This is a genomic window from Streptomyces sp. NPDC001493 (assembly GCF_053597235.1).
In genome coordinates, this window is record NZ_JBSFHV010000020.1 from 154,327 (window position 1) to 170,404 (window position 16,078).

18 protein-coding genes are annotated in these 16,078 nt (G+C 72.8%); 12 read left to right on the plus strand and 6 right to left on the minus strand.

Annotated features, from left to right (window positions below; all coding sequences use genetic code 11):
* Positions 1 to 88: 88 nt before the first annotated feature.
* Entirely contained in the window at positions 89 to 604 is a 516-nt protein-coding gene (locus ACWCWD_RS26570) for an AAA family ATPase (RefSeq protein ID WP_450776353.1), read from the plus strand.
* A 29-nt stretch (positions 605 to 633) separates the two neighbouring features.
* On the opposite strand, the gene ACWCWD_RS26575 is transcribed toward ACWCWD_RS26570, so the two are convergent.
* Positions 634 to 1,059 carry an ankyrin repeat domain-containing protein gene (locus tag ACWCWD_RS26575; RefSeq protein WP_450776354.1) on the minus strand — a complete coding sequence of 142 codons (426 nt, stop codon included), beginning with the start codon at positions 1,057 to 1,059 and terminating at the stop codon, positions 634 to 636.
* 222 nt (positions 1,060 to 1,281) lie between these two features.
* On the opposite strand from ACWCWD_RS26575, the gene ACWCWD_RS26580 reads away from it, so the two are divergent.
* Positions 1,282 to 2,844, plus strand: a complete 1,563-nt coding sequence (locus tag ACWCWD_RS26580; protein WP_450776356.1) for a glycosyltransferase family 39 protein — start codon at positions 1,282 to 1,284, stop codon at positions 2,842 to 2,844.
* Between the two features lie 85 nt (positions 2,845 to 2,929).
* On the opposite strand, the gene ACWCWD_RS26585 is transcribed toward ACWCWD_RS26580, so the two are convergent.
* The gene (locus ACWCWD_RS26585) at positions 2,930 to 3,505 is read right to left on the minus strand and encodes a TetR/AcrR family transcriptional regulator (RefSeq protein ID WP_450776358.1); all 576 of its coding nucleotides are present in this window, start codon (positions 3,503 to 3,505) and stop codon (positions 2,930 to 2,932) included.
* A 174-nt stretch (positions 3,506 to 3,679) separates the two neighbouring features.
* Here ACWCWD_RS26585 and ACWCWD_RS26590 point away from each other — a divergent pair, with 174 nt between their 5' ends.
* Positions 3,680 to 4,627 carry an SDR family oxidoreductase gene (locus ACWCWD_RS26590; protein ID WP_450776360.1) on the plus strand — a complete coding sequence of 316 codons (948 nt, stop codon included), beginning with the start codon at positions 3,680 to 3,682 and terminating at the stop codon, positions 4,625 to 4,627.
* A gap of 96 nt (positions 4,628 to 4,723) precedes the next feature.
* On the opposite strand, the gene ACWCWD_RS26595 is transcribed toward ACWCWD_RS26590, so the two are convergent.
* The gene (locus ACWCWD_RS26595; RefSeq protein WP_450776362.1) at positions 4,724 to 5,383 is read right to left on the minus strand and encodes a pirin family protein; all 660 of its coding nucleotides are present in this window, start codon (positions 5,381 to 5,383) and stop codon (positions 4,724 to 4,726) included.
* Between the two features lie 124 nt (positions 5,384 to 5,507).
* On the opposite strand from ACWCWD_RS26595, the gene ACWCWD_RS26600 reads away from it, so the two are divergent.
* From ACWCWD_RS26600 to fabF, 5 genes are all read left to right on the plus strand, one after another.
* Positions 5,508 to 6,707 (plus strand): PucR family transcriptional regulator, encoded by a 1,200-nt coding sequence (locus ACWCWD_RS26600; RefSeq protein WP_450776363.1) that lies wholly within the window; start codon positions 5,508 to 5,510, stop codon positions 6,705 to 6,707.
* Between the two features lie 89 nt (positions 6,708 to 6,796).
* Positions 6,797 to 7,711, plus strand: coding sequence for an ACP S-malonyltransferase (locus tag ACWCWD_RS26605; protein ID WP_450776365.1), 915 nt, complete (start codon positions 6,797 to 6,799; stop codon positions 7,709 to 7,711).
* Between the two features lie 11 nt (positions 7,712 to 7,722).
* Entirely contained in the window at positions 7,723 to 8,724 is a 1,002-nt protein-coding gene (locus ACWCWD_RS26610; protein ID WP_450776367.1) for a beta-ketoacyl-ACP synthase 3, read from the plus strand.
* A gap of 97 nt (positions 8,725 to 8,821) precedes the next feature.
* A complete protein-coding gene (locus ACWCWD_RS26615; RefSeq protein ID WP_450776369.1) occupies positions 8,822 to 9,070 on the plus strand; it encodes an acyl carrier protein in 249 nt (82 codons plus the stop codon).
* 79 nt (positions 9,071 to 9,149) lie between these two features.
* The gene (fabF, locus tag ACWCWD_RS26620; protein WP_386888362.1) at positions 9,150 to 10,412 is read left to right on the plus strand and encodes a beta-ketoacyl-ACP synthase II; all 1,263 of its coding nucleotides are present in this window, start codon (positions 9,150 to 9,152) and stop codon (positions 10,410 to 10,412) included.
* A 114-nt stretch (positions 10,413 to 10,526) separates the two neighbouring features.
* On the opposite strand, the gene ACWCWD_RS26625 is transcribed toward fabF, so the two are convergent.
* From ACWCWD_RS26625 to ACWCWD_RS26635, 3 genes are all read right to left on the minus strand, one after another.
* Entirely contained in the window at positions 10,527 to 11,177 is a 651-nt protein-coding gene (locus ACWCWD_RS26625; RefSeq protein ID WP_450776371.1) for a hypothetical protein, read from the minus strand.
* Positions 11,174 to 11,989, minus strand: coding sequence for an alpha/beta fold hydrolase (locus tag ACWCWD_RS26630; protein ID WP_450776373.1), 816 nt, complete (start codon positions 11,987 to 11,989; stop codon positions 11,174 to 11,176). Before ACWCWD_RS26630 ends, ACWCWD_RS26625 begins: the two co-directional genes overlap by 4 nt.
* Positions 11,990 to 12,089: 100 nt before the next feature.
* Positions 12,090 to 12,584 carry a DUF3145 domain-containing protein gene (locus tag ACWCWD_RS26635; protein WP_450776374.1) on the minus strand — a complete coding sequence of 165 codons (495 nt, stop codon included), beginning with the start codon at positions 12,582 to 12,584 and terminating at the stop codon, positions 12,090 to 12,092.
* A 367-nt stretch (positions 12,585 to 12,951) separates the two neighbouring features.
* On the opposite strand from ACWCWD_RS26635, the gene ACWCWD_RS26640 reads away from it, so the two are divergent.
* From ACWCWD_RS26640 to ACWCWD_RS26655, 4 genes are all read left to right on the plus strand, one after another.
* The gene (locus ACWCWD_RS26640; protein ID WP_450776376.1) at positions 12,952 to 13,878 is read left to right on the plus strand and encodes a GDSL-type esterase/lipase family protein; all 927 of its coding nucleotides are present in this window, start codon (positions 12,952 to 12,954) and stop codon (positions 13,876 to 13,878) included.
* 9 nt (positions 13,879 to 13,887) lie between these two features.
* On the plus strand, positions 13,888 to 14,889 hold the full coding sequence (locus ACWCWD_RS26645) for an aldose epimerase family protein (RefSeq protein WP_450776378.1): 1,002 nt from the start codon (positions 13,888 to 13,890) through the stop codon (positions 14,887 to 14,889).
* Positions 14,890 to 15,138: 249 nt separating this feature from the next.
* Complete coding sequence (locus ACWCWD_RS26650; protein WP_450776380.1) at positions 15,139 to 15,549, plus strand: helix-turn-helix transcriptional regulator; 411 nt, start codon at positions 15,139 to 15,141, stop codon at positions 15,547 to 15,549.
* A 22-nt stretch (positions 15,550 to 15,571) separates the two neighbouring features.
* A complete protein-coding gene (locus ACWCWD_RS26655) occupies positions 15,572 to 15,985 on the plus strand; it encodes a VOC family protein (protein WP_327175605.1) in 414 nt (137 codons plus the stop codon).
* The last annotated feature ends 93 nt before the right edge of the window (positions 15,986 to 16,078 follow it).

Sequence of the window (16,078 nt, forward strand, 5' to 3'; positions counted from 1 at the left end):
ACCGCTCCGCGGGATGCGGTCGCGCGACTCGCGGCCGTCGTGCCGGTCGGCCGACCGGCCGATCGCCCGGGCGTGCGAGGGTGTCGTCATGCTGATCGCGATGGCGGGGCTGCCAGGTGCGGGGAAGAGTTCGGTCGCCGAGGCGCTGGGGCGCGAGCTGACCGCTCCGGTCGTGTCCGTGGACCCGATCGAGGCGGCGATGTGGCGTGCGGGAGTGGCCCGCGACCAGCCCACGGGCCTGGCGGCGTACACGGTGGCCGAAGCCGTGGCGGACGGCGTGCTCGCCATGCGCCGGACCGTGATCGTGGACGCGGCCAACGCCGTGGAGGCCGCGCGGGAGCAGTGGCGGGCACTGGCGGGTCGCCACGGTGCGCCGGTGGTCTTCATCGAGGTGGTGTGCTCGGACCCCGCCGTGCACCGCCGCCGCCTGGAGAGCCGGTCCCGCGCGATCGAGGGGTTCACCGAGCCGTCATGGGAGGCGGTGCAACGCCTGCGGGAGGAGTTCGCACCGTGGCCGGCCGATCGCCGCTTGGTGCTGGACGCGGTCACCGGCCTGCCGTCGAACGTCGCGAAGGCCCTCGGGTTCCTCTCCGCGACACCCTGATCGAGGAATGGGCCGAGGGGCGGAGCGCCTCACGTGGCAGAAGCCACGACCCCCGCGGACTCCAGCAGCGCGACCGTCTCCGGCCAGGGCCCCCTCCTCGCCCATTCGAGTGGCGTCATCCCCGTCCCGTGGTCCTCGCGGAGGTGCGGGTCGGCTCCCGCTGCCAGGAGTACGCGTACGACGTCCACGTGCCCCCAACAGGCGGCCGCGCACAGGGGTGTTCCCTCGTCGCCGTGACCGCTCTCGGTGTCCGGGGCGGCACCGGCCCGCAGGAGGGCTTCGGCGGCGTCCGTGTCGCCCTGGACCGCGGCCGAGTAGAGCGGGGTGGTGCCGTCCTGGTCGGGTGCCTCCGGATCGGCGCCGGCGCGCAGGAGCGCGTGGACGCGCGCGGTGTCACCGGTCAGGGCCGCGCCGACCAGCTCCCTCGACAGCTTCTTGGACCGCCTTCGGTTCATGGGTGCGGAGCGTATCCCCGCAGCCGGTCGACGATGACGTCAAGGGGCTCAACTTCCTTATGACATAAGACACTTCACGGCACACGGTGCGGTACGTAGAGTGCGAGCGCGGCCCTGGATCCGTAGCGGCGGTGCGGAGAGCGGGGCCGCAGGCCGAGCCCCGGGCCCAGAACCGGGACCGGGGCGGGAAACCGGCGGCAGGGCGGGAAACCGGGGGCGGACATGACGGACGAGTCGGACTCGGAGCGGCAGGCGGAACGGACGGGGAGGACCGAGAAGACCTCGGTGGCCGGCCCACCCGTCGGGCCGCTGGACCGAAGGGTGTTCGTCGTCGCGGGCGTGGTCTTCGCCGTACTGATGGCGTTCTCCACGCGCTACGGCTTCCACGCCGACGAGCTGTACTTCCTCGACAGCGCCCGGCACCTCCGGGCGAGCTATGTGGACCAGCCGGTGCTGGCGCCGCTGCTGGCCCGGGTCTCGTTGTCGCTGTTCGGCGTCTCGGAGGCCGGCCTGCGCCTGTGGCCCGCGCTGGCCGCGGCGGGCACGGTGGTCGTGGGCGGGCTGACCGCGCGGGAGTTCGGCGGGGCGCGGCGGACCCAGTTGTTCGCGGCGGTCGCGACCGGCATCATGCCCGTGCTGCTCGGCGGGGCTCACCTCGCCAACACCACCGCGTACGAGGTGCTGGCGTGGGCGGCGATCGCGCTCGTGGTCGTACGGATCGACCGCACCGGCGACACGCGGTGGTGGCTCGCCGCAGGGGTGCTGGTGGGTGTCGGCGCGGAGTTCAACCACCTCGCGGCCGTCTTCGGGATCGTCCTGCTGGCCGCCGTACTGCTCGGCCCGGCCCGCCGGACCGTGGCCGACCGGTGGCTGCTCGCGGGCGCGGCGGCGGCCGTCCTGCTCGTGCTGCCGGACCTGTGGTGGCAGGCCCATCACGACTGGGCCATGTTCCCGATGACGCGGGCGCTGAACGCGAAGAACGGCGGCCCGGGCAACATCCTCACCTGGATCGTGGGGCAGGTCGTCATCGCGGGCCCGGTGGTGCTGGCGGTGTGGGTGGCGGGCCTGCGGTTCCTGTGGCGGTCCGGCCGGCCGCTGTGGCGGTGCCTGGTGATCTCGTACGCCGTGCTGTTCGTGGTGTTCGCCGTGACGACGGGGGCGCAGATCTACTACCTGGGCGGGCTGTACGTGTGCCTGCTGGCGGCGGGCGCGGTCGCGCGCGACGGGTGGCTGTACGAGCTCCCGGACCGGCTGCGCGGCCTGCGGCTGGGCATGGCCGTCTCCGCCGCGTTCATCGCCGTGGTCGTGCTGCCGGTGCTGCCGCCCTCACAGGTGGGCTGGACGTACGGCATCAGCACCAACTCGGGGGAATCCGTGGGCTGGCCCCAACTCGTGGGCACCGTACGGCAGGTGTGGAACGGGCTGCCGCCCGGGCAGCGCGCGGACGCGGTGATCTTCACGGCGGACTACGGCGAGGCCGGCGCCATCGACGAACTCGGGCGCGGCACCGGACTGCCCACCGCCGTGAGCGCCCACAACACCGCCTGGTGGTGGGGCCCGGGCAACCCGCACGCCACGACCGTGGTGGCCGTCGCCCCCGGCCCGGACCACGCCCCCGGGTACGCCGCCCAGCTGCGCCGGTACTTCCGTGACGTCCGCGTGGCGGCCACCCTCTCCAATCCCTACGGCGTGCACAACACCGAATGGGGTGGCCACGTCTACGTCTGCACGGGCCCGCGCCGCCCCTGGGGCGAGCTGTGGCCGGAGCTGCGGCACTACGGGTGAGACACGCCGGGGGCGGCCCGGCGGCCGGTGACTCGCTCCGAACGGGGAACTCCCGCCCCGGTAGCGCGATACCGCCCGCGGGGCGTTACTCCCCCGCGGCGACCGCCTTGAGCTCGCCGAGCGCCTCCCGCAGGAAGTGCAGCAGGGGGGGGCGCTCCTCGTCCTCGGCGCCGCCCACCCAGCGTTCGAAGCCGACCTTGAAGACGGCGATGCCCGCCTCCGCGGTGAGGCTGGCGGCGGGTTCCGGGACGCCGCGTTCGCGGAGCGTCCTCGTCAGTGCGGCGGCCAGCCCGGCGAGCTTGATGAGTTCGCGCTCGTGGAGATCGGCGCTGGCCATGATGACGGCCTGGCGCTGCCGGGCGAACGCGCGGCGGTCCGCGAAGTACCCGGCGACGCCCTCCAGTGCGGAGGCCATCGCGTCGATCGGCGCGGCCGTCGTCGGGGTGGCGTCGAGCGCGTCCACGAAGGCCTGTTCCAGCAGGTGCGCGCCGCCGAAGAGCACCTCGCGCTTGTCCGCGTAGTGGCGGAAGAAGGTCCGTTCGGTGAGCCCGGCGCGGGCGGCGATCTGCGCGGCGGTGGTCTGTTCGAAGCCGTGCTCGCCGTACAGCTCCAGCGCCGCCTGCCCCAGACGTTCACGTGCGTTCGGTTGCCATCGACCCATGGCCCGATCCTACGTGATGACAGTTCCTGACATCAGGTGTACGTTGAAGAGCGTTACGACAGTCACTGACATCGACCCCTCGGGCGTCGCGTTCCGTGACCGGGGTCTCCGTCGCCCCGGGCTCCCCGGTGCGCGCGACGACGAAGGCGGCCGACCCTCTCTGGAGGTTCTCCCATGCGTGTATTCGTCACCGGCGCGTCCGGCTGGATCGGCTCGGCGGTCGTTCCGGAGCTCATCGCCGCAGGTCACCAGGTGGTCGGGCTCGCCCGCTCGGACGCCTCCGCCGCCGCGCTCACCGAGGCGGGCGCCGAGGTGCGGCACGGCTCGCTCGACGACCTGGAGGTGCTGCGCGATGCGGCGGCCGCGTCGGACGGCGTGATCCACCTCGCCTTCAAGCACGATCTGGCGTTCAGCGGCAGGTTCGACGCCGCCGCCGAAGCGGACCGCCGCGCCATCGACACCTTCGGCGAGACGCTCGCCGGTTCGGGCCGCCCGCTGGTGATCGCCTCCGGGATTCTCGGGCTGGCGCCCGGCCGGACCGCCACCGAGGAGGACGGGCAGCCGGCCGGCCGGAGTGACGAGGCGGGTACGGGCGTCCCCGCGACCGGCCCGGCGAGCCGGCTGGCCAACGCCCACGCGACGCTCGCCTTCACGGACCGCGGCGTCCGGGCCTCGGTCGTACGGCTGCCCCCGACCGTGCACGGGGACGGGGACCACGGCTTCCTCGCGACGGTGGTCGCCATCGCCCGCGAGAAGGGCGTCTCCGGCTACATCGGTGAGGGCGCCGCCCGCTGGCCCGCCGTGCACCGGGACGACGCCGCGCGCCTCTTCCGCCTCGCGCTGGAGAACGCCCCGGCCGGTTCGACCCTGCACGCCATCGGCGACCAGGGTGTGCCGATCCGGGCGGTCGCCGAGGTGATCGGGGAGCACCTCGGAGTGCCGGTGGCCTCCGTCGACCCGGCCGACGCCCCCGGACACTTCAGCTGGCTCGCCGACCTCCTCGCCCTCGACAGCCCCGCCTCCGCCGATCGCACCCACGCCCTGCTGGGGTGGCGGCCGACCGGGCCGGGCCTCCTCGACGACCTCGGCAAGGGGCACTACTTCAGGGAGCCGGCCGCCTGAGCGGAACGGCCCCGCCCACGCGGACCCGACCGGCCGGGCGAAGCTGCCCGCCGGCCTTCCGCGGACACCTCGGAGGCCGGTGGGCCGAAGGGCCCCTCAGCCCGCCAGCTCCCACACCAGCACCTGCGCCCCCGCCCCCGCGGCCCGCAGCTCCAGCCCCTCCGCCCCGGTGATCCGGGCCGAGTCCCCCGGCCCGAGGTCCTCGCCGCCGAGGGCCACCTCGCCTGCGACCACGTGGACGTACGCGCGCACCGCGTCCGGGACCGCCGCGCGCTCGCCCGCCGTGAGCCGGCGGACGTGCAGCATCGCCCCGGCGGCGGGCAGGGCGTACGGGGTGGAGTCGGCGATGCCGGGGACCACGGTGTACGCGGGCTCGCCACCGGCCTCCAGCGGGGCCAGCCACATCTGGAGGAAGGTCAGGGGCGCGTCGCCGTCGTTGCGTTCGACGTGCCGCACCCCGGCCGCCGCACTGAGGTGCTGTACGTCGCCGGCGCGCACCACCCGGGTGTGACCGGCCGAATCGCGGTGGGTGAGCTCGCCCTCCACCACCCACGTGACGATCTCGGTGTGGCTGTGCGGATGCTCGTCGAACCCCGCACCGGGGGCGAGGCGCTCCTCGTTGCAGGCGAGGACCGCGCCGAAGCGGAGGTTGTCGGGGTCGTAGAAGGAACCGAAGGAGAAGGCGTGCCGGGACTCGATCCCCGCCGCCCGGTCCCCGCCCTCGTACCGGCTCTGCGCGCGGTGTACGGACATCACGCCCCCACCGTAGACCCGCACCCGGCGCGTGCCCCGCCCCGGAACGGCCGGAACCCGCCCCCGCGACCCCGACCGCCCGCCCCGCCCCTCCGCCCCTCTGCCCGGATAAGGCAGTCTTGTCTCCGTGCCCCGACCCGATCCCGCGCAGCGCGCCGCCAAAGACGCCCATCTGCATGCCGCGACCCTGAAACGGCTGGAGCAGTCCTCCGGCCGGCTGTCGGCGAACGCCATCGCCCGCATGGACGAGACGCTGCCCTGGTACCGGGCCATGCCCCCGGAGAACCGGTCGTGGATCGGCCTGGTGGCGCAGGCGGGCATCGCCGCGTTCACCGAGTGGTTCCGGCATCCGGAGACCCCGCAGGCGATCTCCACCGACGTGTTCGGCACCGCCCCGCGCGAGCTGACCCGGGCGATCACGCTGCGGCAGACCGTGGAGATGGTCCGTACGACGATCGAGGTCATGGAGGCGGCGATCGAGGAGGTCGCCGCTCCGGGCGACGAGTCCGTACTGCGGGAGGCCCTGCTCGTCTACGCCCGGGAGATCGCCTTCGCGACCGCCCAGGTCTACGCGCAGGCCGCCGAGGCGCGGGGCGCGTGGGACGCCCGGCTGGAATCGCTCGTGGTCAACGCCGTGCTGTCCGGCGAGGCGGACGAGGGGGCGGTGTCCCGGGCCGCGGCACTCGGCTGGAACTCCCCCGAGCACGTCTGCGTGATCCTCGGCACCGCCCCCGACGGTGACAGCGAGCTGACGGTCGAGGCCATCCGGCGGGCCGCACGCGGCTCCAAGGTGCAGGTACTGACCGGCGTGCTGGGCAACCGCCTGGTGGTCATCGCCGGCGGCAGCGACAACCCGCTGCAGGTCGCGCGGGGTCTGATCGGCCCGTACGCGGCCGGGCCGGTCGTCGCCGGGCCGGTGGTCCCGGACCTGCTGGCGGCGACCCGGTCCGCGCAGGCGGCGGCGGCCGGGCTCAAGGCGTGCATCGCGTGGCAGGACGCACCCCGCCCGGTGCTGGCCGACGATCTCCTGCCGGAGCGCGCGATGGCCGGAGACCCTGCCGCGCGGGACCAACTGGTGGAGGAGATCTACAGCCCTCTGGAGGAGGCCGGGTCCGCACTGCTGGAGACGCTGAGCGTCTACCTGGAGCAGGCGAGCAGCCTGGAGGGCGCCGCCCGGATGCTGTTCGTGCATCCCAACACCGTGCGCTACCGGCTACGACGTGTGACGGACGTCACCGGCTGGTCGCCGTCCGACGTGCGCTCCGCCTTCACGCTCCGGATCGCGCTGATCCTGGGGCGCTTGGCCGCCAGGGATGGCCAGTCCTAGACTTTTGTCGGACTTCAACAATTCCCCTGACGGTTCTTCGTCCCTGTCCCCACGGGCGCACGGGACCGTCCGCAAGAGAGAGTGTGAGGGTGCTCGTACTCGTCGCTCCCGGCCAAGGCGCTCAGACGCCCGGCTTCCTGACTCCCTGGCTCGACCTGCCCGGTGCCACCGACCGCATCGCGGCCTGGTCCGACGCCATCGGGCTCGACCTTGCCCACTACGGCACGAAGGCCGACGCCGACGAAATCCGTGACACGGCGGTGGCCCAGCCCCTGCTGGTGGCCGCGGGTCTCCTCTCCGCGTCCGCGCTGAACGCCTCGCCCGCCGTCGTGGCCGGGCACAGCGTCGGTGAGATCACCGCCGCCGCCTTCGCCGGTGTGCTCGGCGACGAGGCCGCGCTGCGCCTGGTCCGTACCCGCGGTCTCGCGATGGCCGAGGCCGCCGCGGTGACCGAGACCGGCATGGCCGCGCTGCTCGGCGGCGACCCGGAGGTCACCGTCCCGTTCCTGGAAAGCCTCGGGCTGACCCCGGCCAACGTGAACGGTGGCGGCCAGATCGTCGCCGCCGGTACGGCCGCGCAGATCGCCGAGCTGACCGAGAACAAGCCGGAGGGTGTGCGCCGCGTGGTGCCGCTCAAGGTCGCCGGGGCGTTCCACACGCACCACATGGCTCCGGCCGTGGAGCGGCTGCGCGAAGCGGCCCGGGGCCTGGAGATCGCGGACCCCTCCGTGACGTACGTGTCGAACAAGGACGGCAAGGCCGTCGCCACCGGTACCGAGGTCGTCGAGCGCCTGGTCGGGCAGGTCGCGAACCCGGTCCGCTGGGACCTGTGCATGGAGACGTTCCAGGAGCTCGGTGTGACCGCGCTCATCGAGGTGTGCCCCGGGGGCACCCTCACCGGGCTCGCCAAGCGCGCGCTGCCCGGCGTCAAGACCCTCGCGCTCAAGACCCCCGACGACCTCGACGCGGCCCGCGCGCTCATCTCCGAGCACGCGTCCGCCTAAGGAGCACGAGCATGTCGAAGATCAAGCCCAGCCAGGGCGCCCCGTACGCACGCATCATGGGGGTCGGTGGCTACCGCCCCACCCGTGTGGTGCCGAACGAGGTGATCCTCGAAACGATCGACTCGTCCGACGAGTGGATCCGCTCCCGCTCCGGCATCGCCACCCGGCACTGGGCCTCCGACGAGGAGACCGTGTCCGCGATGTCCGTGGAGGCCGCCGGCAAGGCCATCGCCGACGCGGGGATCACCCCGGAGCAGATCGGCGGTGTGATCGTCTCCACCGTCTCGCACTTCAAGCAGACCCCGGCCGTCGCCACCGACATCGCGCACAAGATCGGCGCGGGCAAGCCCGCCGCCTTCGACATCTCGGCCGGCTGCGCGGGCTTCGGTTACGGCCTGACGCTCGCCAAGGGCATGATCGTCGACGGTTCCGCGGAGTACGTCCTCGTCATCGGCGTGGAGCGGCTCAGCGACCTCACCGACCTGTCGGACCGGGCCACGGCCTTCCTCTTCGGCGACGGTGCGGGCGCGGTCGTCGTCGGCCCGTCGAAGGTGCCCGCCATGGGCCCGACCGTCTGGGGCTCCGAGGGCGACAAGTCGGACACCATCAAGCAGACCGTGCCGTGGGACCAGTTCCACGCCGAACGCCCGGAGAAGTTCCCGGCCATCACGCAGGAGGGTCAGGCGGTCTTCCGCTGGGCCGTCTTCGAGATGGCGAAGGTGGCCCAGCAGGCGCTGGACGCCGCCGGGGTCGCTCCGGAAGACCTGGACGTCTTCATTCCGCACCAGGCCAACATGCGGATCATCGACTCGATGGTGAAGACCCTCAAACTGCCGGAGAACGTCACCGTCGCCCGCGACGTGGAGACCACCGGCAACACCTCCGCCGCCTCGATTCCGCTCGCGATGGAGCGGCTCCTGGCGACCGGGCAGGCGAAGAGCGGCGACACCGCGCTCGTCATCGGCTTCGGGGCGGGTCTCGTCTTCGCCGCGACGGTCGTTACTCTCCCCTAAGGCTTTTCGCCCGGTCCGAACGAGGACATCCAGCTCCATCGGAGTTCTCGGTCCGGAGTTAAGAACCCCAGAAGACAACCACTGAAGGAGCGCCGACATGGCCGCCACCCTGGAAGAGATCGTCACCGGTCTCGCCGAGATCGTCAACGAGATCGCCGGTATCCCGGTCGAGGACGTCCAGCTGGACAAGTCCTTCACCGACGACCTGGACGTCGACTCGCTGTCCATGGTCGAGGTCGTCGTCGCCGCCGAAGAGCGCTTCGACGTCAAGATCCCGGACGAGGACGTCAAGAACCTCAAGACGGTCGGCGACGCTGCCGACTACATCCTGAAGAACCAGGCCTGATCCCAGGCCGGTTCGTGTGTCGCCACCCGGCGGTGGCGCCGCTGATTCACGACCCTCTACACGTGGAGAAGATTTTCCAGTGAACTCGACCAATCGCACCGTGGTCGTCACCGGTATCGGCGCAACCACTCCGCTGGGTGGCGACTCCGCATCGACCTGGGAAGGGTTGATGGCCGGCCGCTCCGGCGTCAAGCCTCTCGAGGGCGAGCGCTTCGCCGAACTGCCCGTCCGGATCGCCGCGCTGGCCGCGGTGGACCCGGGCGAGGTACTGCCCCGCCCGCTCGCCCGCAAGCTGGACCGCTCGGCCCAGTTCGCGCTGATCGCGGCCCGCGAGGCGTGGGCGGACGCCGGCTTCACCGGCAAGGCCGGTGAGGACGACAAGATCCAGCCCGAGCGGCTGGGCACGGTCATCGCCTCCGGCATCGGTGGTGTGATCACGCTGCTCGACCAGTACGACGTGCTGAAGGAGAAGGGCGTACGCCGCGTCTCCCCGCACACCGTTCCCATGCTCATGCCGAACGGCCCGTCGGCCAACGTCGGCCTCGAGGTCAACGCCCAGGCCGGTGTCCACACCCCGGTCTCCGCGTGTGCTTCGGGTGCCGAGGCCATCGGGTACGCCGTCGAGATGATCCGTACCGGCCGTGCCGACGTGGTCGTCGCCGGTGGTACCGAGGCGGCCATCCACCCGCTGCCCATCGCGGCCTTCGCCAACATGATGGCGATGTCCAAGAACAACGACGAGCCCCAGAAGGCCTCGCGTCCGTACGACACGGGCCGTGACGGCTTCGTCCTCGGCGAGGGCGCGGGCGTCGTGATCCTGGAGTCGGCCGAGCACGCCGCCGCGCGCGGCGCCAAGGTCTACTGCGAGGTGCTGGGCCAGGGTCTGTCGGCCGACGCCCACCACATCGCGCAGCCCGAGCCGACCGGCCGGGGCATCGCCGCCGCGATGCGCAACCTGCTGGAGACCACGGACCTCAAGCCGTCCGAGGTCGTCCACCTCAACGCGCACGCCACGTCCACGCCGCAGGGCGACGTGGCCGAGCTGAAGGCGCTGAGCGCGGTCCTGGGCGACGACCTCGACCACGTCGCGATCTCCGCGACCAAGTCGATGACGGGTCACCTGCTCGGTGGGGCGGGCGGCATCGAGACCGTGGCCACGGTCCTCGCGCTGCACCACCGGATGGCCCCGCCGACCATCAACATCGAGAACCTCGACGACGACGTGACGGCGAACATCGTCCGCGACAAGCCGCAGCCGCTGCCGGAGGGTTCGATCGCCGCGATCAACAACTCCTTCGGTTTCGGCGGCCACAACGTGGTCCTGGCGTTCCGCAGCGTCTGATCGTTTCTGCTCGGTCCGTACGGTTCGGTCCGGTCCTTGCGGATCGTTCCGTACGGTGATGCCCGCCCCCCGGTTCTCCGGGGAGGCGGGCATCGGCGTGTCCGGTCCGGGACCTCACACCCGCCCGGGTTCGACGATCGCCTCGCTGCCGATCGGTACGAACCCGGCGGCGAGGAAGCCGCGCAGGGAGCGGGCGTTGCCGGGGGCGACGGCGGCGAAGACGGGACTGCCGGGCGGTACGAGGGTGAGGGCGTCGGCCAGCAGGCTCCGGCCGCGCCCCGGGTGGGCCGCCGGAACGGGGGCGTCCGGGTCGTGCAGCTCGATGCTGAGCTCCGTGCGGCCCGCGAGCCCGTCGGCGAGGGTGATCAGGCCGCGCCCGTCCCCGTACACCGTCACGTTCCGGCGGAGGTGGCGGGCGTGGAGGACGCGGGGGTGGTCGTCGTACCCGTCCAGGCGGCCGAGGCGCGGCGGGCCGCCCCTGCCGGCTGCGGTGAGGGTGGCGTCGGTGACGCCGACCGTGCCCCGGGGGCCCGCCAGCAGCCGCAGGAAGTCCGGCGCGAGCGAGGCGCCGAAGCCGTCCGGCCCGGCGGCCAGGATCTCGTCGGCGGGCAGGGCGGTGGCGACGACCGCGTGGCCGGTGAACGCGACGGAACACTCCAGCCCGCCCGGCAGCGGCGGAACCACGGTCACCTTGCCGTCGACCGGCGGGAAGCGTCCCTCGGCGGCTGCCAGGAAGAGGCCGAGCAGGGGGTGCGGGCCGGTCACCGTGCGTCCGCCACCTGCGTGCCCAGGAAGTCGAGCAGGACGGCGTTGAACCGCTCGGGCTGCTCGACGCCCGGCAGGTGGCCGGCGCCCTCGATCACTTCGAGCCGCGCGTGCGGGGCGTGGCGGCGGAGCTCCTCGGCGTCGGCGGGCGGGGTGTACACGTCGTCCGCACCGACCACGACGAGTACGGGGACGTCGGTCGCGGCCAGTACGGGCCGGAGGTCGGGGCGTTCGGCGCGGCCCCGGAGCGCGGCGGCGGCGCCGCGCGGGTCGGTGGTCCGCATCATCGTCAGCACCCGGTCCGCGACCTCGGGCAGGGCGGTGACGTTGTACTCCGCGAGCATCTTGTCGATGACCTCGGCGGCGTACCCGTCCATGCCCTCGGCGAGCAGCCGGTCGGCGAGCGTGTTCCGGTACGCCCTGCCGTCCTCGGTCTCCGGCGGCGCCGAGGTGTCGGAGAGGACCAGGGCGCGGACCCGCGCCGGGTGGAGCCGGCGGAACTCCAGGGCGATCTGACCGCCCATCGAGACACCGCCGACGACCGCGTCCGCGAGGCCCAGATGGTCCAGGAGCGCGGCGAGGTCGTCGGCGAAGTCGGAGAGGTACACCGTCCCCTCGGTCACCCCGCTCGCGCCGTAGCCGCGCAGGTCCGGGGTGATCGCCCGGTACCCGGCCACCGCCAGGGCGGCTGTCTGCGGGGCCCAGAGCGAGCGGTCGAAGGGGTGGCCGTGGATCAGGACGACGGGTATTCCGTCGCGGGGGCCGATGTCGTCGTGGTGGAGGGTGGCGCCGCGCACCTCGTGGAAGGTCATGCGTGCGCAGCGTAGTGAAGCCGCGTTCCCCGGTCGCCGGTGATTCACCATGCGGAACGGAACTCCCGACGGCACGAGGGCTCTTGGGCGCGCCCGTGCCTCAGACCACCTGGTGCAGCCAGCGGACCGGGGCACCCTCGCCCGCGTGCCGGAAGGACTCCAGCTCGTCGTCCCAGGGTTTGCCGATGAGCCCGGCGACCTCCGCCTCCAGGTCCGACTCGCCGCGCAGGGAGCGCGTCAGGGCGGCCCGCAGCCGGTCCTCGGGGACGAGGATGTCGCCGTTCATGCCGGTGACGGCGTGGAAGATGCCGAGCGTGGGGGTGGAGCTGTAGCGCTCGCCCTCGGCCGTGGCACACGGCTCGGCGGTCACCTCGAAGCGGAGGAGGTCCCAGCCGCGCAGGGCGGAGGCGAGCTCCGAGGCGGTGCCGGCGCGGCCCCGCCAGGAGAACTCGGACCGCCAGGTGCCGGGCGCGGCCGGCTGTCTGATCCAGTCCAACTGGACCCGCACCCCCAGCACGCCCGCGACCGCCCATTCGATGTGCGGACAGAGCGCGCGCGGTGCGGAGTGTACGTACAGGACTCCACGTGTCGTCACCGGAACCTCCCGTGTGGGACGAGGTACGCCTTCCCCAGCGGCCTCGCGCCCGTACCGCCTGTTCCCGGCCGGCTCCCGAGGTTGTCATCAGTAAACAGCATCGGGAGATAATCTCCAGAAAACGGACAGTATGTGACGTGAGGTAACTTACCGGACCTCCCGTGCGGGAGCGCGGGTGGGCGGGCGTCACTGTTCTCCGGGAAAAAGCTACCGTGCGCCGGGGCCGGACGTGTGACGTACGGTCGGTCCCGAGCCCCTCGTCCGCCTGCTTTCACCCGGCGGAGCGCGCCCGGCGCACGCCTGCACGCACCAGGTGTGCCAGGGGCCATGACCAGGGGCATAGGCCAGGGAAGACGGAGGGTTGAGGATGCCGGAGCGCATGCGGTCGGGTCACCGTTCACGTACCACCGTCACCGGTTTGGCGGCATGGGCGTGCGCCGGCGCACTCGTGCTGGCCGGCTGTTCCGGCGGAGCGGACGGGGGCGCGAAGAGCGCGCCGAAGGGTGCGGGTCACGCCTCCGCCGCCGCGCCCGCCGGTCCGGTGTGGAACCGTCACCCGGGCTCGGTCGCGGCGGTCGGCGATTCGATGACGCGGGGGTTCGACGCCTGTTCGGTGCTGGCCGACTGCCCCGAGGTCTCCTGGGCCACCGGGACGGACAGCGCGGTGCGCAGTCTCGCCGCCCGGCTCCTCGGCCCCTCCGAGGTGGCGGCGCACAGCTGGAACCACGCCGTGTCGGGGGCCCGGATCGCCCAGTTGCCGGAGCAGATGGCCGAGGCGGCGCGGGAGCGGCCGGAGCTGGTGACGGTGATGATCGGCGCCAACGACGCCTGCCGGGGATCGGTGGCCTCCATGACGCCGGTCGAGGACTTCCGGTTCTCCTTCGACCTCTCGCTGCGGCAGCTGCGGGCGGCCGTCCCGGAGGCGCAGGTGTACGTGGCGAGCGTGCCGGACCTGTGGCGGCTCTGGTCGACCGGGCGCCGCAGCCCGCTGGGCAAGCAGGTGTGGAAGCTCGGGATCTGCAAGTCGATGCTGGCCGACGCCGACGACATGGGCACGGCCGCCACCGCCCGGCGGGCCGCCGTGCGCGCGCGGGTGGTGGAGTACAACAAGGTGCTGCGCGAGGTGTGCGCCGAGGACGACCTCTGCCGGTACGACGGCGACGCGGTCTACGACTATCCGTTCACCGGCACCCAACTCAGCCCGTGGGACTGGTTCCACCCGGGGCGCGACGGTCAGGCCCGGCTGGCGGAGATCGCCTACCGCAATGTCACGGCACCCGCCCCACCAGCGTAAAGTCCGATCATGAGTACGAGTGCGACGACGATCAGCAGCGAAGCGTTCGGCACCCTCCCGGACGGCACGTCCGTGGAGCGCTGGACCCTGGAACGCGACGGGACCCGGGTGCGTCTGCTGACGTACGGCGCGATCGTGCAGTCCGTCGAGGTGCCGGACCGGGACGGGACGGCCGGGGAGGTCGTCCTCGGACTGCCGGACCTCGCCGGGTACACGACGTACGCCTCGCCCTTCTTCGGCGCGGTCTGCGGGCGGTACGCGAACCGCATCGGCGGCGCCTCCTTCACGCTCGACGGCCGCACCCACCGGCTGACCGCCAACGAGGGCCCCAACCAGCTGCACGGCGGGGCGCGCGGCTTCGACAAGCGGGTCTGGGACGCCCGCGAGGTGGACGGCGGCGTGGAACTGCGCCTCGTCGCCGAGGACGGCGAGGAGGGCTTCCCCGGGCGGCTCGCGGTCTCGGTGACGTACACGCTGGAGCCGGGCGGGACGCTGCGGATCGGCTACCGGGCGACGACCGACGCGCCGACCGTCGTGAACCTCACCAACCACACCTACTGGAATCTGGCGGGCGCGGGCACCGGCAGCGCGCTCGGGCACGAGCTGCGGATCACGGCCGGCCGGATCACCCCGGTGGACGCCGCCTCGCTGCCGACCGGCGAGCTCGCTCCCGTGGACGGCACCCGGTTCGACTTCCGCCGGGCGAAGCCGGTGGGCCCGGGGTACGACCACAACTACGTGCTGGACACCCCGGGCGAGCTCGCCGAGGTCGCCGCCGAGCTGTACGACGCCGGGTCCGGGCGGGCGCTGACGGTACGTACGACCGAGCCGGGCATCCAGCTCTACACCGCCGACCACCTCGGCGACGGCCCGTTCGTGCCGTCCGCCGGGATCGCGCTGGAGACCCAGCACTTCCCGGACTCGCCGAACCGGCCGGACTTCCCGAGCACGGTGCTGCGGCCGGGCGAGGAGTACGTCTCGACGACGGAGTACGACTTCTCCGTGCGCTGACCCCGTGCGCTAACTCCGTGCGCTGACCCGGTGCGCCGACCCGGTACGCGTCTGCGGCGTGCGGGCCGGAGACGAGGGAGGAGCCCCCCGGCGGTGTCAGGTCCGCCGGGGGGCTCCTCCGTGCGTGGACCGTCCCGAGCCCGGTTCATACCCCGGATCCCCTCGATCATCCCCTGGGGCCGCTTTCAGGCCATCCGGATCTCGTGAAGGTTTGGGCGCGACCGGTGGACCTTGTGCGAAGGTGGCCGGATGACGTCGTTGGAAGACCTCCGCAGACTGCGCAGGGCCCGCGACCGGATGGATCGCGAGTACGCCGAGCCGCTGGACGTCCCCGCGCTGGCCCGTACCGCCCTGATGTCGGCGGGCCACTTCTCCCGCAGCTTCAAGGCCGCCTACGGGGAGACCCCGTACAACTACCTCATGACCCGCCGGATCGAGCGGGCGAAGGCGCTGCTGCGGCGGGGCGACCTGTCGGTCACGGAGGTCTGCTTCGAGGTCGGCTGTACCTCGCTGGGGTCGTTCAGCTCGCGCTTCACCGAACTGGTCGGCGAGAGCCCGAGCGCCTACCGGGCCCGCCCCCACGAGGCGGGCGCGGCCGTCCCCGCCTGCGTCGCGAAGATCCGGACCAGACCGGTCAGGAATGGAGAAGCGGATCGATGACGCCGCCCGTAGCGTGAAACGCATGGACATCAACCTTTCCCAGTGCTTCATCGCCGTCGACGACCACGACAAGGCGCTCCCCTTCTACCGTGACGTGCTCGGGCTCGAAGTCCGCAACGACGTCGGGTTCGAGGGGATGCGCTGGGTGACCGTCGGCTCCCCCGCGCAGCCGGACGTGAACATCGTGCTGGAGCCACCGCTGGCGGACCCGGGCGCCTCGGCCGCCGACCGGCAGGCCGTGGCGGAACTGCTCGCGAAGGGCCTGCTGCGCGGGGTCATCTTCTCGACCGACGACGTCGACGCCACCTTCGAGCGCATCCGCGAAGCGGGCGGCGAGGTGCTCCAGGAGCCGCTCGACCAGCCGTACGGCGTCCGCGACTGCGCCTTCCGCGACCCGTCCGGCAACATGCTGCGCTTCACCCAGAACAAGAAGTGACGCACCGGCCCGGTCGCGCGGCGGACCGCCGCGCGCCGGAATCGGGCTGCTGGTGACGGCGCTGGTCTCCGACCCCGGGCAGCTCCTCAAGCG